Raw genomic sequence first — 15,267 nt, 5'->3', positions numbered from 1 at the left:
CTAGGCCCCATGGACGGGTTCACGCCGACCCCGGACAAGCCTACCCGGTGGCCAGCACGAACTCACGGCAACGCACCCAACTCAAAGCTCTTCAAAGAACTTTTTCACGCCGTCGAACCAGCCGTTGGAGCGGGGTGAATGCTTGTCGCTGCCCATGCCATCCTGCAGCTCATGCAACAGCTCTTTCTGCTTGTGAGTCAGGTTTACCGGGGTTTCCACGACAACACGACACAGCAGATCACCGATACCGCCACCGCGGACCGGGGTTACGCCCTTGCCCCGCAGGCGGAACAAACGGCCTGTCTGGGTTTCAGCGGGAATTTTGAGTTTAACCCGGCCTTCCAGGGTCGGCACTTCCAATTCACCGCCCAGGGCCGCCTCAGCAAAGCTGATCGGCACTTCGCAATGCAGGTTGGCACCGTCGCGTTCAAAAATGGCATGCCGCTTAACGTGCACCTCAACATAGAGGTCGCCTGCAGGGCCGCCGTTGCGGCCGGCTTCACCCTTGCCAGACAGACGAATACGATCACCGGTATCGACGCCCGCAGGAATCTTCACGTTCAGTGTTTTGGTTTCTTCCTTAACACCCCGGCCATAACAGCTGTTGCAGGGATCGTTGATCATGTGGCCGGTGCCGGAACAGGTTGGGCAGGTCTGCTGTACCGCAAAAAAACCCTGCTGCATCCGCACCTGGCCGATGCCGCCACAGGTGGTACAGGTGGTCGGCTTGGTGCCCTTCTTGGCGCCGCTGCCGTCGCACACCTCACAGGCTTCCAGCGTCGGCACCCTGATGGTTTTCTCGGTACCACGAACGGCATCTTCCAGTGACATTTCCAGATTGTATTTCAGGTCTGAACCGCGCTGAACGCTGGAGCGGCCACGTCCGCCGCCGCCCCCGAAAATGTCACCGAACACATCACCAAAGATGTCACTAAAGCTACCGTGGCCGCCACCCTGGCCGCCGCCAAAGCCACTCTGGCCGTCGACGCCAGCATGACCAAACTGATCGTAGGCCGACCGTTTCTGAGCGTCCGCCAGCACTTCGTAGGCCTCGGACAACTCTTTGAACTTGGATTCAGCGTCCTTATCTTCCGGGTTACGGTCCGGGTGGTACTTCATGGCCATGCGGCGATAAGCTTTCTTAATGTCTTTTTCGTCCGCACCGCGTTCTACACCGAGTACGTCGTAATAGTCTCGTTTGGACATGGGAGTACAGTTAACCTTTTATAATGGACGGTTGGCTGATGATGTTTAGCTGTTGGTTTTATTCTGATCGCAGGCGACTGAGGTCACACGCACCCAAAAAGCCAATAGCTAAAAACCAGACAAGGCAACACGCCTTGCGGCGTGTCACCTTTTTGGTTCAAGTAAGTCGTTGGCTTACTTGTTGTCTTTTACTTCTTCGAACTCAGCGTCGACGGCATCGTCAGAGGTGCTGTCGGCGGTCGCGTCAGCCTGCTCCGCACCGGCCTCACCACTCTGGTCGGCGTAGATCTTCTGCGCCAGCGCAGAAGATGCCTGGGTCAACGCCTCAACCTTGGTGTTGATGGCGTCGGCGTCGTCGCCTTTCAACGCTTCTTCAACATCGGCGATGGCCGTTTCGATGGCTTGTTTCTCGTCATCAGTGGCCTTGTCGCCGTGTTCTTTCAGCGTCCTCTGAGTCGAGTGAACCAGAGCATCCGCCGTGTTGCGAACCTGCGCCAGTTCTTCGAACTTGCGGTCTTCGTCGGCATGCGCTTCGGCGTCTTGAACCATCTGATCAATCTCATCGTCGCTCAGGCCCGAGTTGGCCTTGATGACGATCGACTGCTCTTTACCGGTACCCTTGTCTTTCGCAGACACGTTCAAAATACCGTTGGCGTCGAGGTCGAAACTGACTTCAATTTGCGGCAAACCACGCGGCGCGGGCGGAATATCGGCCAGGTCAAAACGACCCAGAGACTTATTCTGCGCCGCAATTTTACGCTCACCCTGGACAACGTGAATGGTCACGGCGGCCTGGTTGTCGTCAGCGGTTGAGAACACCTGGCTCTTCTTGGTCGGAATCGTGGTGTTCTTCTCGATCAGCGGCGTCATGACACCGCCCATGGTTTCAATACCCAGCGTCAGCGGGGTAACGTCGAGCAGCAGCACGTCTTTTACATCGCCAGACAGTACCGCACCCTGAATCGCCGCGCCAATAGCTACCGCTTCGTCGGGGTTGACGTCTTTACGTGGCTCTTTACCGAAAAAGTCAGCCACTTTCTTCTGCACCAGCGGCATACGGGTCTGGCCACCGACCAGAATAATGTCGTCGATATCACCAATTTCATGGTCAGCGTCTTTCAGCGCCATGCGCACTGGCTCCAGCGAACGCTCTACCAGCTCTTCCACCAGTGATTCCAGCTTGGCCCGGGTTACCTTAACGTTCAGGTGCTTGGGACCAGATGCATCGGCCGTGATGTACGGCAGGTTCACATCAGTCTGCTGGCTGGATGACAGCTCGATCTTCGCTTTCTCAGCCGCTTCTTTCAGCCGCTGCATCGCCAGGGCGTCGCCCTTCAGATCGATACCGGAATCTTTCTTGAACGAATCAGCCAGGTAGTTGATCAGTTTCAGGTCGAAATCTTCACCACCGAGGAAGGTGTCGCCGTTGGTGGCCAGCACTTCAAACTGGTGCTCACCGTCAACTTCGGCAATCTCGATGATGGAAATATCGAAGGTACCGCCACCCAGGTCATAAACAGCCACGACGCTGTCGCCGCGCTTTTTATCCATGCCATAGGCCAGGGCAGCTGCAGTCGGCTCGTTGATGATCCGCTTAACTTCCAAGCCAGCGATGCGGCCCGCGTCTTTGGTGGCCTGACGCTGGGCATCGTTAAAGTAGGCCGGTACGGTGATAACCGCTTCGGTTACTTTCTCGCCCAGGTATTCTTCGGCGGTTTTCTTCATCTTCTTCAGCACTTCGGCTGAAATCTGCGGCGGTGCTTTTTTGTCGCCCTTCACTTCAACCCAGGCGTCGCCGTTGTCGGCCTTCACAATTTTGTACGGCACCATACCGATGTCTTTTTGCACAACGTCGTCTTCAAAACGACGGCCAATCAAACGCTTCACCGCATAGAGGGTGTTGTGCGGATTAGTGACGGCCTGACGTTTTGCCGGCTGACCAACCAGTGTTTCATCGTCGTCGGTAAAGGCGACGATGGAAGGTGTGGTGCGATCACCCTCGGCGTTTTCAATAACCTTGGGCTTGTCGCCTTCCAAAATCGCTACACACGAGTTGGTGGTCCCCAGGTCGATGCCAATGATTTTACCCATGATACTGACACTCCATAATTTGCTGAACGGTTCAAATAACAGTTCGGTTAATGTCTTGACTGGCTATATGAGAGCCGCTTTGCTGAATTCAAGACCCCACGCTTAACAGGGGTATTATTAACCGCCTATTTATGCCAAAAAGACTGTTTACACCCGCTTTTTATACTAAAACGAGGTGTGAACAGGGATAATCAAGCGGTTTCGTCAACGTTGTTGTTGACGGGCCCACCCTTGCTGACCATAACCATGGCCGGGCGTACCAGACGGCCGTGCAGGGCATACCCTTTTTGCATAACGGCCATCACGGTATTGGGTTCCAGGTCCGGGTTTTCGACCATGCTCATCGCCTGATGCTGCTGCGGATCAAACGGCTCACCCTCGGGGTTGATGACGGTAATGCTGAACTTCTCGAAGCTATCGAGCAGGCTTTTTAGCGTCATCTCAACGCCTTCTTTGAGCGGCTTTACTTCGGCCGTTTCAGTTTCGATGGCCGCCAATGTTCGCTCCAGGTTGTCAGCAACATCCAGAATTTCCCGAACCAGTTTTTCCTGGCCAAACTTGTGGGCGTTTTCGACGTCTTTCTCGACACGCCGGCGCACGTTAACCATTTCGGCCTCGGCACGCAGGTAGCGGTCTTTATTTTGCTGGGCTTCCTCGCGGGCCGCCTCCAGCTCTGCAACCAGATCCTGCTCCGTCGCCGCTTCGGCTGCCTGCTCGGGCGCCGCCTCTGCGTCTTCGACCAGCGTCTCGTCCTGGGTTACATCGGTTTCCTGTGCTTCTACGGGTTTCTCTTCGTTTGCCATCTCTCGATCCAACTCTCTATATCCAAAAACAACCGTGTTCAAAGTGAGGCCCTTCCGCCACCCGGTGGTGGTTGGCCGGAAGTAGCTAGCTGGCGCACTTTAATTGGGCCGTGGCCTGGCATTTCAAGGCTATTTCGGCTCAACCGGGCGACAAAATGGCCACACCAGGCCAAAAAAGAGCCTATTCAGCCCATTCCCGGCATCCAACCACGCATTGACCGTGATTAACGGCGGCACTGGTCATCAAAATTCACTTGAGCTTGCCAACCTTTTACTGTACAAAAACACAGTATCCAGGCAACTCAGGTCGCTTACCCATGCTGCACACACTGCTGATTCGCAACATCGCCATCGCCGACAACATCGAAGTGGAATGGAAACAGGGCATGACCGCCATATCCGGCGAAACCGGCGCGGGCAAGTCCATTTTGCTCAACGGCCTGTCACTGGCGCTCGGCGAACGGGCCGACAGCAGCGTGGTACGGCACGGTGAAAAACGGGCCGAGGTAACAGCCACTTTCCAGGTCGGGCGTATTCCGGCGGCCATGCAATGGCTGGCGGAACGGGATCTGGATCAGGGCGAGGAATGCATTCTGCGGCGTACCGTATCGGCCGAAGGCCGGTCGCGGGCCTACATCAACGGCCAACCCGTGCCTCTAACCGAGCTCAAAGCCCTGGGCGAAATGCTGATCGACATTCACAGCCAGCACGCGCACCAGTCGCTGCTGCGTATCGACACCCATCGTACCCTGTTAGACGACTACGCTGGCCTGGCGGAACAAGCCCAGGCCGTACGCCACGCCTGGATACGCTGGCAAGGCAAGGCCCGCCACTACAACCAGTTAAAAGCCCAGGCCGACGACAACAGCGCGCGCCAGCAACTGCTGAACTACCAGTTCGAGGAACTCAGCGCACTGGCGCTGGAAGATGGTGAAGTGGAAGCCCTGGAAGTGGAGTTCCGCCGCTACGGACAAACTGAAACCCTGGTCAGCGGTGCCTACAGTGCCCGCCAGTTTCTGGAACCTGAAACCGATGGAGCAAGCGCGCTCGATGGCCTGAAACAAGCACTGCACCATTTACGCAACCTGCAAGACAACAACCCCTCACTGAACAACGCCATAGAGCTGCTCGACAGCGCCCTGATACAAAGCCAGGAAGCGGTTAACGACCTCGACCACTATCTGGCCAGTTTTGAAGTGGATGAAGGCCGGGTGCAGCAGGTTGAAGAACGACTGGACCGCATTCACACCCTGGCGCGCAAGCACCAGGTGCGCTCGGAAGCCCTGCCCGGCTTGATCGAAGAACTGGAAGCCGAGCTGGCAAGCCTGGCCGAAGCCGTGGACGGGCTCGATGACCTGGCCGAAGAAGTCGACACTCTGGCGCAGACCTATCGGCAACAGGCCCGGCAACTGTCGGAACAACGCCAGGCGGCCGCCACACGCATGGCCGATGACGTTATGGAAAAGCTGCACCAGTTGGCCATGCCCGGCGCGCGCTTCGACATCGCCTTTACCGAGCTCGACAAAGCCACGCCCGATGGGCTGGATCAGATCGAATTCCTGGTCAGCATGAACCCGGGGCAACCCGTTCGTCCGTTGGGCAAAGTTGCCTCAGGTGGCGAACTGTCGCGAATCTCCCTGGCGATTCAGGTCATCTGCGCCGAGCACAGCACCATTCCCACTCTGGTCTTCGACGAAGTGGACGTGGGCATCAGCGGTGCAACGGCAGAAATAGTTGGTTTGATGCTGCGCAGTGTCGGCGAACGCGGCCAGGTGATTTGCGTCACCCACCTGCCACAGGTTGCTGCCCAGGGGCACAACCACTGCGTGGTCAGCAAGGAGCAACAAGGCCAGATCACCCGCACCAGAATATTACCCATCCAGCAGGAAAGCCGGATCGACGAAATCGCCCGTATGCTCGGAGGTATCGATATAACGGCCCAGACACGGGCACATGCAGAAGAAATGCTGATGCGGCAGCAACGGCAGCACTGATGCAATGCTTTCCTAAAAAGTACCCGGGGTAAAAAGGCGTATTAGCCTTTTTTGGCGCGCACGTAGAGAATCAGACTGTGGTCGACCAGCTCCAACCCATGCTCCTCTGCGATTTCATGCTGTCGGCGCTCAATAACGTCGTCAACAAATTCAATCACTTCGCCATTGTCGACATTCACCATATGGTCATGGTGCTCGGGGCTTGCCAGTTCATAGACCGAATGGGTTCCGTCGAAATTGTGCTTGGCCACCAGCCCGGCGGCTTCAAACTGGGTTAGTACTCTATATACCGTCGCCAGGCCGACATCTTCCCCGCTTTCCTGTAGGGCCTTGTAGACTTCTTCGGCGCTCATGTGCCCGTCGGGATTGCCTTCGAACATTTGCAGGATTTTGAGCCTCGGCAAAGTGACTTTGAGGCCAACCTTTTTCAGTTCCTGATTTTGAGTTGTCACTGTGTCGTCTCCTGTAATCTTGCGTGATACACTGCCCGGCGCTGCCGCTGGCCACATCGGCACTATTGGCGACATTGCAGCGAAGGCTGGCGACATTGCAGCGAAGGCGCTTATGCCGCCGACCGTTTTATATGTATTGTGACTGAACCATTGAGTGGGATGATAACGATTTGAACCTGAAAAGAACAAAGGTAATTGCTCGCGCGCTGATCGGCGGAGCACTGGTCAGTCTGACACTGAGCGCCTGTACCCTACTGACACCCTACCAGCCAGAACTCAAACAGGGGAATTTTGTTAAGGAAGAGCAACTGCAGCAGCTCACGCCTGGTATGTCGGCAGAGCAGGTTCAATTTTTGCTGGGTACCCCGATGCTGACCGGTGAAGACCCCCAGAACCGTTGGGTATACCCTATTTTGGACGAGGAAGGCCAGTACCGGACCGTTACCGTTGAATTCGAAGGCCGCAGCGTCGCCCGCATTAGCCGCAGCTGATTTTTTCAGGGCGCTAGCCGTTGAGCAACGGCCGCCACGCCCTATTTCGCATTCCGGTTAACTTTCAGCATCCTGCTTGGCTTTCGCCGCCCGATTCAGGCGGGCCTGCTTGGGGTCGATCAACAGCGGTCGGTACAGTTCTACCCGGTCACCGGCGTGTAATTCCTCGGTTTCAGGCTTGGGGATTTTGCGCCCAAACACCCCCACCGGCACGCCATCCAATACCAAATCGGGAAATTCCCGTTCGATCCCGCTCTGGCGTACGGCTTCAGCCACGGTCGTACCAACCGGGACATCCACTTCAATAATGCGCTGTTTTTCCGGTATAGCGTAAGCCACTTCGACCTTTATCATTTCCATACAGAACCCTTAACCATACAGCTGTTGCGCACGGTGAACGAACGCATCCACCATGCGATCGGCCACCTGTTTGAAGATCTGGCCAAAGGCGAACGCCGCCAGCCGGCCATCGGTCTCGAAGGTCAGATCCAGCGTTACCCGGCACCCCTCGGAACCCAGAGCTTTAATGGTCCAGACGCCGTGCAGGGATTTTAGCGGCCCCTGCTCCAGCCTGAGTTCAATGCGGTGCGGACGCTCCAGTTTGTTTCGGGTAATCAGCGTGCGCTCGATTCCGGCTTTGCGCACCACCATGCGCCCGACCATATGATGCTCGGAGGCTTCGATGACATCGGCAGCGACCACGCCATCCAGAAATTCAGGATAGGAGGCGACATCATTAATCAGGTTATAAAGCGTTTCTGCGGAGTGCGGCAACAGGGCGGAACGGTGAATATCGGTCATGAAAACCTGCGAATAAATGTGTGTAGGCGAGGTCGTATCGAACCGGGTCCGGTCAATCTCCAGGGTAGATAGCCTGTCGACGGACCCAGCGTGCCAGCTGCAGTAACACCACCACCAGAGCAATTACCCCGAGGATTTCAACCAGGCTGGCGCCGCTCAAACCCAGCGAGTCGCGGGTAAATGTTAACGCAAGCGCCGCCGGGATCACAAATTTGAGTGAGGCACGCCAGGCCAGGTATCGCCCTCCCGTTCTAGGGTTAACCTGTTTCAGCACCTGGTTGGGCGGTATATGCCAGCCCACTCCCCAGGAAATCATCAGTGCTACCAGCGGCACCACCAGGGAATAACTGAAACCACTGAGCAGTTCCGAGAAGGGCTGACCACGCCAGGTCAGTGCCGACTCGACCTGTACCGACACCATCAGCACCAGCGCCAGTAAGGCCGCGGCCAATAACGCCAATAGCAGCCCACCGCGGCGGGTTTGGCCACTGCCACTCAGACTGATCAGCAGCAACAGGGGCACACTGCTCAGCATCCCGACCACCGCTGCTACCAGCATGAATAACCGAAGATGAGCGACGTCTTCGCCACCGCGGGCAATTTGCTCAACCAAGCCCTGCAATACCAGACCAGCATCGCCACTGGAGGCGGGAATGATGGTAAGGCCGGGAAAGACGGCCGAGACAATCGACAACCCGAGCCAGAGATCGAACAGCTGCACCGAAAGCACCCAGTACCCGGTTGGCAGGCTCTGTGGTAAGCGGGTGCCGACCAGGTACCAGACCAGAAAGCCAGCCACCGATGACAGCAGGGCGTACTTCAGCGCTTGCTGCACGCCTTCGGCGGTAACTTCGCCCCAGCCCCAGGCATCCAGCAAGGCGCCAGACTGAGGTATCTGCATTAAAATAAACATCAGGCACAGTGGCAGTGCAACAGCGTAGGCAAAGGCTATTCCATACCAGGCAAACCAGGCCAGAACGGCAAGAATGACCACCTGCAACACGATCCAGCGTGACAATTGAACCTGATCGACGCCCAATTCATACCAGTACAGAATTCGGTCTAACCTATCAAATTCATTCAACCTATCGCGCAAGGCGTCGCCGGTGATGGCGAGGGTCCAACTGGCGTTATAAAGTGTCAGGGCCACCACGCAAATTACCGCCACCACCAGAGCACTGAGCACAATGGGCGCGAATGGGCCCAGGCGGCCGGTTTGCACCCATTCAAAGGGCGTAATACGGTACAGGCGCCCGGCCACGAGCTCGGCATGCAGTAACGGCAGTACGATCACCAGCTTGAAAATGGCATACAACGCCAGAAACGTCATTTCCCCATGCCGCGCAGCATACACCGGCAACAACAGGAAATCGGACAGTCCAATCTGGCTGCCAAAGAGGATCAACAGGATCAATAATCGATTCATTCGCGCAGTATACCTTGAAACCGCCTACAGTCAGATTGCGTAAAGATAGGTGGTTGCTGTTAATTTGCATCAGGATTCGTGCAGACCGCCGGGCACGTCTATCCGGGGTCGGCGTAGATCCTTCCATGGAGCCTAGGCCGCAGCATCCCTGCTGCGGACTACCCCGGATACACGTGCCCGGCAGCCTGCACTCCACATGGTGCTCACATCGACATCCGGTCCGTAAACCTAGGTATGAAATGTGGGGAATGACAATGCACAAGACAAATCGACTTTGTAGCACAACCCGATCTGCTTTTTTCTTTCTTTCGAGCTTGCTTCTACTTGCATCCTTCAGCTTGGCAGAAAGCCTGTCCGAAGGCTCCAGCCTTGGCCACGACTACCAGGTCGAAGAAGTCGCCAGTGGCTTCGGCACCCCCTGGGGCCTGGCCTTCATTTCCGACACGGAAATGATCATTACCGAGCGTGGCGGCCAGCTCTGGTTGCTCGACACAGGGTCCGACGAACGTTCCGAAATAAACGGCCTACCCGATGACATTGTCACCCGGGGCCAGGGTGGCTTGCTTGATGTGCAAACCAGCCCTGAGTTCGCTGCCGACCGAACCCTGTACATTACCTATAGCAAGAGCATCGGCGATGAAGCAGCCACTACTCTGGCACGGGCCGTGTTGTCAGAAGACAATCAGCGACTAACCGACTGGGAAGATCTGCTGGTCACTGATTCAGCCTCCTCTGCCGGCCAGCATTTCGGCAGCCGGGTCACTTTTGACGACGAAGGCTATGTTTATTTCGGTGTGGGCGACCGGGGTGATCGGAATAACGGTCAGGATTTTAGCAACCATGCTTCGTCTATTATGCGGCTTCACATGGATGGCCAGGTACCGGACGACAACCCCTTTGTGGATAACCCGGACATTCCGGATGAGATCTGGAGTCTGGGTCATCGTAACCCTCAGGGGCTAACGTATGACTCTGAGCGGGACATTCTCTGGGAAATTGAACATGGTCCGCGTGGTGGTGATGAGATCAACGTTATTGAGCCCGGGGCAAATTATGGCTGGCCCATTGTTTCTCATGGTCGGGAATACTGGGGGCCGGTCAATGTGGGTGAGGCGGAATCATTGCCGGGCTATGTCGACCCGGTGAAGGTGTATGTGCCGTCCATCGCGCCGGGTAGCCTTTGGGTTTACCGGGGCGAGGCTTTTCCTGAATGGCAAGGTCATTTGTTTGCCGGCGCTTTGGTGCTGACACATTTGAATCACATTGCAGTTGATGCGCAGGGCACCATCGGCGACGAGGATCGTTTGCTGGAAGACCTGGGGGAACGTATCCGGGCGGTGACTGAAGACCACCGTGGTTACCTTTATCTCAGTACTGATAGCGGACGGATACTTCGGGTTTCACCCCCTGCACCCTGATCCCTTTTACTCCTGGTTAACTACGCGTACCTAACGCGAGTTTCGGAGTTCGCTGAGGCAATAAGCAGCGGACGAATGCCACCCAGCCACACCGAACTCCGAAACTTGAGGAGATAGTCGACTACCGGCGAGACACTCAGTCGACCGAGACGTCAAAGAACAAATAGTCTTTACGGATGCGGTTATAGGTGCCGTCACTCTGAACTGAATCCAGCCCCTGGTTAAACAACCGGCGCAGGTTATCGTCTTCCGGGCGAAAGGCCATGCCAACACCCTCACCCAGCTGACGCGCTTTCCCGAGAATCGGGTAGTTACCGCCGATCATGAACTCGCTTTCCCAATGCGGGTAGTCATGAAACACGGCATCCACTTCCTCGCTGCGCAATGCCGCATTAACGTCTTCATTGGTCTCATACGTCATGATGGTGGCCACATCGCCGTAGTTCTCGATCAGGTAATCGTGTTGAATGGTGTTCACGATTACGCCGATCCGTTGACTTCCTAGCGCACCTTTGCTGTCTGAATCAATCCCGCTAGTGCGATAGGTGAACAGCACGGATGGAGTGGAATAGTAAGCATCGGAAAAATCGACGATCTGTTTTCGTTCATCATTGATCGACATCGACGACATAATGGTGTCGTAATTACCGGCCAGCAGGCCATCGATAATGCCATCCCAGGGCGTAACGACCCACTCGCACTGAATGTTCAGTCGACGGCAGGTGGCGTTCCCCAGATCAATCTCAAACCCGGTCAACTCACCATTGGCATCCCGAAACTCATAGGGAGGGTAAGGCACATCGACGCCAATGCGCACTACCTCAAGGTCTATCTCGGTCGACCCCTGAAATTGCATATAGCCGTACCCGGCTCCCACGGCAATAACGACAAACAGTAACGGCAGAACAATTTTCAATTTCATAGAATGTATTCACTCTTCAGGGAGAACCGGACAAATACCCTACCGTAATTTCAACCCCTGTACCCGACAAGAAGTCGTATTTATGCAGATTATGTACTCATGGCTGAAAAAATACGGCAGACACACCGGTCATCATGCAATGTGACGCATAATTGCGTCAAATACCTGACCTGAACCATTACTCAAGCCGTCAATAACGGTGAAATGATCACAATCGGGTACAGCTTCCACACTGACTTTTCGGTGCGTATCCCTCTCACTCAAGTGTACCTGGTAAGCCCGGGACTGCCGATGAAATTCGTCGGACTCCAGTGCACCCACCACCAAATTAACGGGGCATGCCACCCTCGGTTCAATACGCACCGGGCTCAGCGTCATTACATCCCTGCCGGTCAGTTGCAGCTTGGGCTGCAGCCAGGAGTAGGGAAAGGGCGCCAGATCGAACAGGCCACTAATGGCCGTGACGCCTTTGATCAGACTTGGCGAACGGCCATAAAGCCCCTGCCAGTCGGTCGACAGCAACATACCCACTATATGACCACCCGCCGAATGTCCGGACACCGTTATACGGCCTGGGTCGTACCCATAATCGGCGGCATGATCGGCCAGCCAGAGCAGGGAAACCTGACACTGGCGCACCAGCTCACCCATTGTCACTGAGGGGCAGAGCGCATAATTCACCACCGCTACACTGACCCCGGCTTCCACTAGCCCGCGTGCCGCAAAGGAGAACTCCTTGTTGCTCAGCGAGCGCCAGTAGCCGCCATGGAAAAACACATGCAGCGGTGCGCCTGGGGTTTTCGCGGGAAACAGATCGAGCGTTTCTGCCAGACTCTGGCCGTAGCGCACATCGGTATGGGCCGTTAAGTCAGCCATGGTGGCTGCACTCATGGCCTTGTATCGCGCCATCGCCGCTGCGCCATCGGCCGTTTTCGAGGGATCGTAGGCCAGGTCGATGGCCTCCTGAGTTTCAAATTGACGGTACAGCATGGTATCTCCGGGTTAATGTCAACACGGCCTCAGGATACCCCCGAACGCCTTTTGGACGCCATTAAAGCCCTTTTTGGACATATTCTTCAAGCCTAAACGTTTAGGCTTGAAATACTTTCCTTGTAGGACTACATTAGAGGGAAAGACGCAGAACAAGAAAGACGCGACACATTAAAAGACGTTGGACATTAAGGGACGCAAGACAAAGACAGACGTCCATTAGTTATTCAACGTTTGACGTTGGAAACAAATTGAATGCCCGGCACCGGGTGTACCTATCCGGGGTAGTCCGCAACAAGGATGTTGCGGCCTAGGCCCCATGGACGGGTTCACGCCGACCCCGGATAGGTATACCCGGTGTCGGGCATGGGCTTAGCCACTAAAGGTCAATAAGAATGAAAATAGCTTGTCTGGGTGGTGGACCTGCGGGTCTTTATTTTGCCATCAGCGCTAAATTGCGTAACCCCGATCATGATATTCAGGTGTTTGAGCGCAACCGGGCCGACGATACGTTTGGCTGGGGCGTGGTGTTGTCTGACGAAACCCTCGACAACCTGGCGCAGAACGACGCCGTCAGTGCCGAACGAATTCGCGAGTATTTTGCCTACTGGGATGACATAGCCGTTGTTCACAACGGTGTGCGCACCACGTCTACCGGCCATGGATTTTGCGGTATCGGCCGTATGCAGCTGCTGATTTTGCTGCAAGAACGCGCTCGGGAACTGGGTATCACCTTGCACTTTGAGACACCTTTTGAAGACATCGACGCCTTTGTGAGTGACTTCGACCTGGTCGTCGCGGCCGATGGCATTAACTCCAAGGTACGCCAGCATTTCGAGGATATTTTCAAACCCGATATCGACGTGCGTGCCTGCAAATTTGTCTGGCTCGGCACGCATCAGAAATTTAACGATGCTTTTACCTTCATCTTTGAAAAAACCGAACACGGCTGGGTCTGGGCGCACGCCTATCAGTTCGATGACGACACCGCGACCTTCATCGTCGAATGCTCAGAGGCAACCTGGGACGCCTTCGGGTTTGGCTCGATGAATCAGGATGAGTCGATTGAAGTCTGCGAACGTATTTTTGCCGACCACCTGGACGGTCATGAACTGATGACCAATGCGCGTCACATTCGCGGCTCGGCCTGGATCAACTTCCCCCGAGTATTGTGCGAACGCTGGAGCCACGAAAACGTCGTGCTAATGGGCGATGCCTCGGCTACAGCGCATTTCTCCATCGGCTCTGGCACCAAGCTGGCGCTGGAATCGGCCATTGCCCTGGCCGACTATGTTGAATCCGAACCGACACTCAGTGCCGCCTTCGAGCGCTATGAAGCCGAGCGTCGCCTGCAGGTGTTACGCCTGCAATCAGCCGCGCGTAACTCCACCGAATGGTTTGAGCAGGTAGAGCGCTACCTGGATCTGGATCCGGTGCAGTTCAATTACGCCCTGCTCACCCGCTCGCAGCGCATCAGTCATGAAAACCTGCGCCTGCGCGACCCGGCCTGGCTGCAATCGGCGGAGCGCTGGTTCCAGCAACAGGCCGGAGCCGACACCGACCAGGCACCCATGTTTGCGCCCTACAAAGTACGCGGCATGACGTTGAAAAACCGGGTTGTTGTTTCACCGATGGCGCAATACAAAGCCGTCGATGGCTGCCCGACCGACTGGCACTTCGTGCATTACGCCGAGCGCGCCAAGGGCGGTGCGGGTTTGGTGTACACCGAAATGACCTGCGTTACGCCCGAAGGGCGAATCACCCCCGGATGCCCCGGCATTTACAACACCGACCAAATTGCCGCCTGGAAACGATTGACCGATTTTGTACACTCGGAAACCGACGCCAAGATCTGTATGCAGTTGGGCCATTCGGGCGCCAAAGGCTCAACCCAGCTCGGCTGGGAAACGATGGACGCCCCGTTAAAAGAAGGTAACTGGCCCATTATGGCGGCCTCGGCCCTGCCCTGGTCAGCGAACAACGCTGTACCCAAAGCCATGGACCGCGCCGATATGGATGCGATGCGGGATGCCTTTGTACAGGCCGCCCGTTCAGCTGAAGCTGCGGGCTTCGACATGCTCGAAGTGCACGCCGCTCACGGCTATTTGCTCTCGGGCTTTATTACCCCGCTGACCAATCACCGCACCGATGAATACGGCGGCAGCCTCGATAACCGGATGCGTTACCCGCTTGAAGTAGTGGCCGCGGTACGCGATGCCTGGCCCGCCGATAAACCCCTGTCGGTGCGCATCTCCGCGCACGACTGGGTTGGCGACGAAGGCATCACCCCGGATGAGGCCGTTGAAATAGCGGCCCGATTCAAAACCATCGGCGTCGACCTGATCGACGTATCGGCCGGTCAAACCTCAGTTCAGGCCAAGCCCGTTTACGGCCGCATGTTCCAGACGCCCTTTGCCGACCGTATCCGCAACGACCTGAAGATCCCGACCATGGCTGTGGGCAACATCTACGACCCGGACCATGTGAACTCCATTTTAATAGCCGGTCGCGCCGACCTGGTTTGCCTGGCACGACCGCACCTGGCCGACCCCTACTGGACGCTGCACGCCGCCGCCAAAATCGGCAACGACCAGCAAGCCTGGCCCAAACCCTACTACGCCGGGCGCGATCAACTGCTGCGCCTGGCCGAACGCGATGAAGGACTGATTTAAC

General features: G+C 56.2%; 13 protein-coding genes. 4 read left to right on the top strand and 9 right to left on the bottom strand.

Annotated elements, in window-relative coordinates:
• Window positions 1-81: 81 nt before the first annotated feature.
• The 3 genes from dnaJ to grpE form a co-directional block, all read right to left on the bottom strand.
• Window positions 82-1,206, bottom strand: coding sequence for a molecular chaperone DnaJ (dnaJ, locus tag WEB54_RS17320; protein WP_368055999.1), 1,125 nt, complete (start codon window positions 1,204-1,206; stop codon window positions 82-84).
• A 174-nt stretch (window positions 1,207-1,380) separates the two neighbouring features.
• Complete coding sequence (gene dnaK, locus WEB54_RS17315) at window positions 1,381-3,297, bottom strand: molecular chaperone DnaK (RefSeq protein WP_368056818.1); 1,917 nt, start codon at window positions 3,295-3,297, stop codon at window positions 1,381-1,383.
• 191 nt (window positions 3,298-3,488) lie between these two features.
• Window positions 3,489-4,100 carry a nucleotide exchange factor GrpE gene (grpE, locus tag WEB54_RS17310; protein ID WP_368056002.1) on the bottom strand — a complete coding sequence of 204 codons (612 nt, stop codon included), beginning with the start codon at window positions 4,098-4,100 and terminating at the stop codon, window positions 3,489-3,491.
• 317 nt (window positions 4,101-4,417) lie between these two features.
• Between grpE and recN the strand changes: the two genes are divergently transcribed.
• Entirely contained in the window at window positions 4,418-6,094 is a 1,677-nt protein-coding gene (recN, locus tag WEB54_RS17305; RefSeq protein WP_368056817.1) for a DNA repair protein RecN, read from the top strand.
• A gap of 41 nt (window positions 6,095-6,135) precedes the next feature.
• On the opposite strand, the gene fur is transcribed toward recN, so the two are convergent.
• The gene (gene fur, locus WEB54_RS17300; RefSeq protein WP_368056006.1) at window positions 6,136-6,546 is read right to left on the bottom strand and encodes a ferric iron uptake transcriptional regulator; all 411 of its coding nucleotides are present in this window, start codon (window positions 6,544-6,546) and stop codon (window positions 6,136-6,138) included.
• A 170-nt stretch (window positions 6,547-6,716) separates the two neighbouring features.
• Here fur and WEB54_RS17295 point away from each other — a divergent pair, with 170 nt between their 5' ends.
• On the top strand, window positions 6,717-7,037 hold the full coding sequence (locus WEB54_RS17295) for an outer membrane protein assembly factor BamE (RefSeq protein WP_368056008.1): 321 nt from the start codon (window positions 6,717-6,719) through the stop codon (window positions 7,035-7,037).
• 57 nt (window positions 7,038-7,094) lie between these two features.
• Here WEB54_RS17295 and WEB54_RS17290 read toward each other — a convergent pair whose 3' ends face one another.
• Genes WEB54_RS17290 through WEB54_RS17280 form a run of 3 tightly spaced genes read right to left on the bottom strand, consistent with a single transcriptional unit; the run spans window position 7,095 to window position 9,264 of the window.
• Window positions 7,095-7,397, bottom strand: a complete 303-nt coding sequence (locus WEB54_RS17290) for an RnfH family protein (RefSeq protein WP_368056010.1) — start codon at window positions 7,395-7,397, stop codon at window positions 7,095-7,097.
• Between the two features lie 9 nt (window positions 7,398-7,406).
• A complete protein-coding gene (locus tag WEB54_RS17285) occupies window positions 7,407-7,838 on the bottom strand; it encodes a type II toxin-antitoxin system RatA family toxin (protein ID WP_368056012.1) in 432 nt (143 codons plus the stop codon).
• A 52-nt stretch (window positions 7,839-7,890) separates the two neighbouring features.
• Window positions 7,891-9,264, bottom strand: a complete 1,374-nt coding sequence (locus tag WEB54_RS17280; RefSeq protein WP_368056816.1) for a hypothetical protein — start codon at window positions 9,262-9,264, stop codon at window positions 7,891-7,893.
• 338 nt (window positions 9,265-9,602) lie between these two features.
• Between WEB54_RS17280 and WEB54_RS17275 the strand changes: the two genes are divergently transcribed.
• Window positions 9,603-10,682 carry a PQQ-dependent sugar dehydrogenase gene (locus WEB54_RS17275; protein ID WP_368056815.1) on the top strand — a complete coding sequence of 360 codons (1,080 nt, stop codon included), beginning with the start codon at window positions 9,603-9,605 and terminating at the stop codon, window positions 10,680-10,682.
• A gap of 136 nt (window positions 10,683-10,818) precedes the next feature.
• Here WEB54_RS17275 and WEB54_RS17270 read toward each other — a convergent pair whose 3' ends face one another.
• Window positions 10,819-11,604 carry a transporter substrate-binding domain-containing protein gene (locus tag WEB54_RS17270; protein WP_368056814.1) on the bottom strand — a complete coding sequence of 262 codons (786 nt, stop codon included), beginning with the start codon at window positions 11,602-11,604 and terminating at the stop codon, window positions 10,819-10,821.
• A 132-nt stretch (window positions 11,605-11,736) separates the two neighbouring features.
• Window positions 11,737-12,594 (bottom strand): alpha/beta hydrolase, encoded by an 858-nt coding sequence (locus WEB54_RS17265; RefSeq protein ID WP_368053422.1) that lies wholly within the window; start codon window positions 12,592-12,594, stop codon window positions 11,737-11,739.
• Between the two features lie 395 nt (window positions 12,595-12,989).
• On the opposite strand from WEB54_RS17265, the gene WEB54_RS17260 reads away from it, so the two are divergent.
• Window positions 12,990-15,266, top strand: coding sequence for a bifunctional salicylyl-CoA 5-hydroxylase/oxidoreductase (locus tag WEB54_RS17260; RefSeq protein ID WP_368053420.1), 2,277 nt, complete (start codon window positions 12,990-12,992; stop codon window positions 15,264-15,266).
• Window position 15,267: the final 1 nt, after the last annotated feature.

Origin of the sequence: Saccharospirillum sp. (assembly GCF_040881935.1) — a bacterium.
GTDB lineage: Bacteria > Pseudomonadota > Gammaproteobacteria > Pseudomonadales > Natronospirillaceae > Saccharospirillum.
The sequence above is the reverse complement of the archived record's forward strand: the minus strand, read 5'-3'. Positions and strand labels throughout refer to the sequence as shown.

Excerpts from the sequence above, each read along its gene's own strand:
- dnaJ (WP_368055999.1), bottom strand. The coding sequence starts at position 1,206 with ATGTCCAAACGAGACTATTACGACGTACTCGGTGTAGAACGCGGTGCG.
- dnaK (WP_368056818.1), bottom strand. The coding sequence starts at position 3,297 with ATGGGTAAAATCATTGGCATCGACCTGGGGACCACCAACTCGTGTGTA.
- grpE (WP_368056002.1), bottom strand. The coding sequence starts at position 4,100 with ATGGCAAACGAAGAGAAACCCGTAGAAGCACAGGAAACCGATGTAACC.
- recN (WP_368056817.1), top strand. The coding sequence starts at position 4,418 with ATGCTGCACACACTGCTGATTCGCAACATCGCCATCGCCGACAACATC.
- WEB54_RS17290 (WP_368056010.1), bottom strand. The coding sequence starts at position 7,397 with ATGGAAATGATAAAGGTCGAAGTGGCTTACGCTATACCGGAAAAACAG.
- WEB54_RS17285 (WP_368056012.1), bottom strand. The coding sequence starts at position 7,838 with ATGACCGATATTCACCGTTCCGCCCTGTTGCCGCACTCCGCAGAAACG.
- WEB54_RS17280 (WP_368056816.1), bottom strand. The coding sequence starts at position 9,264 with ATGAATCGATTATTGATCCTGTTGATCCTCTTTGGCAGCCAGATTGGA.
- WEB54_RS17270 (WP_368056814.1), bottom strand. The coding sequence starts at position 11,604 with ATGAAATTGAAAATTGTTCTGCCGTTACTGTTTGTCGTTATTGCCGTG.
- WEB54_RS17265 (WP_368053422.1), bottom strand. The coding sequence starts at position 12,594 with ATGCTGTACCGTCAATTTGAAACTCAGGAGGCCATCGACCTGGCCTAC.
- WEB54_RS17260 (WP_368053420.1), top strand. The coding sequence starts at position 12,990 with ATGAAAATAGCTTGTCTGGGTGGTGGACCTGCGGGTCTTTATTTTGCC.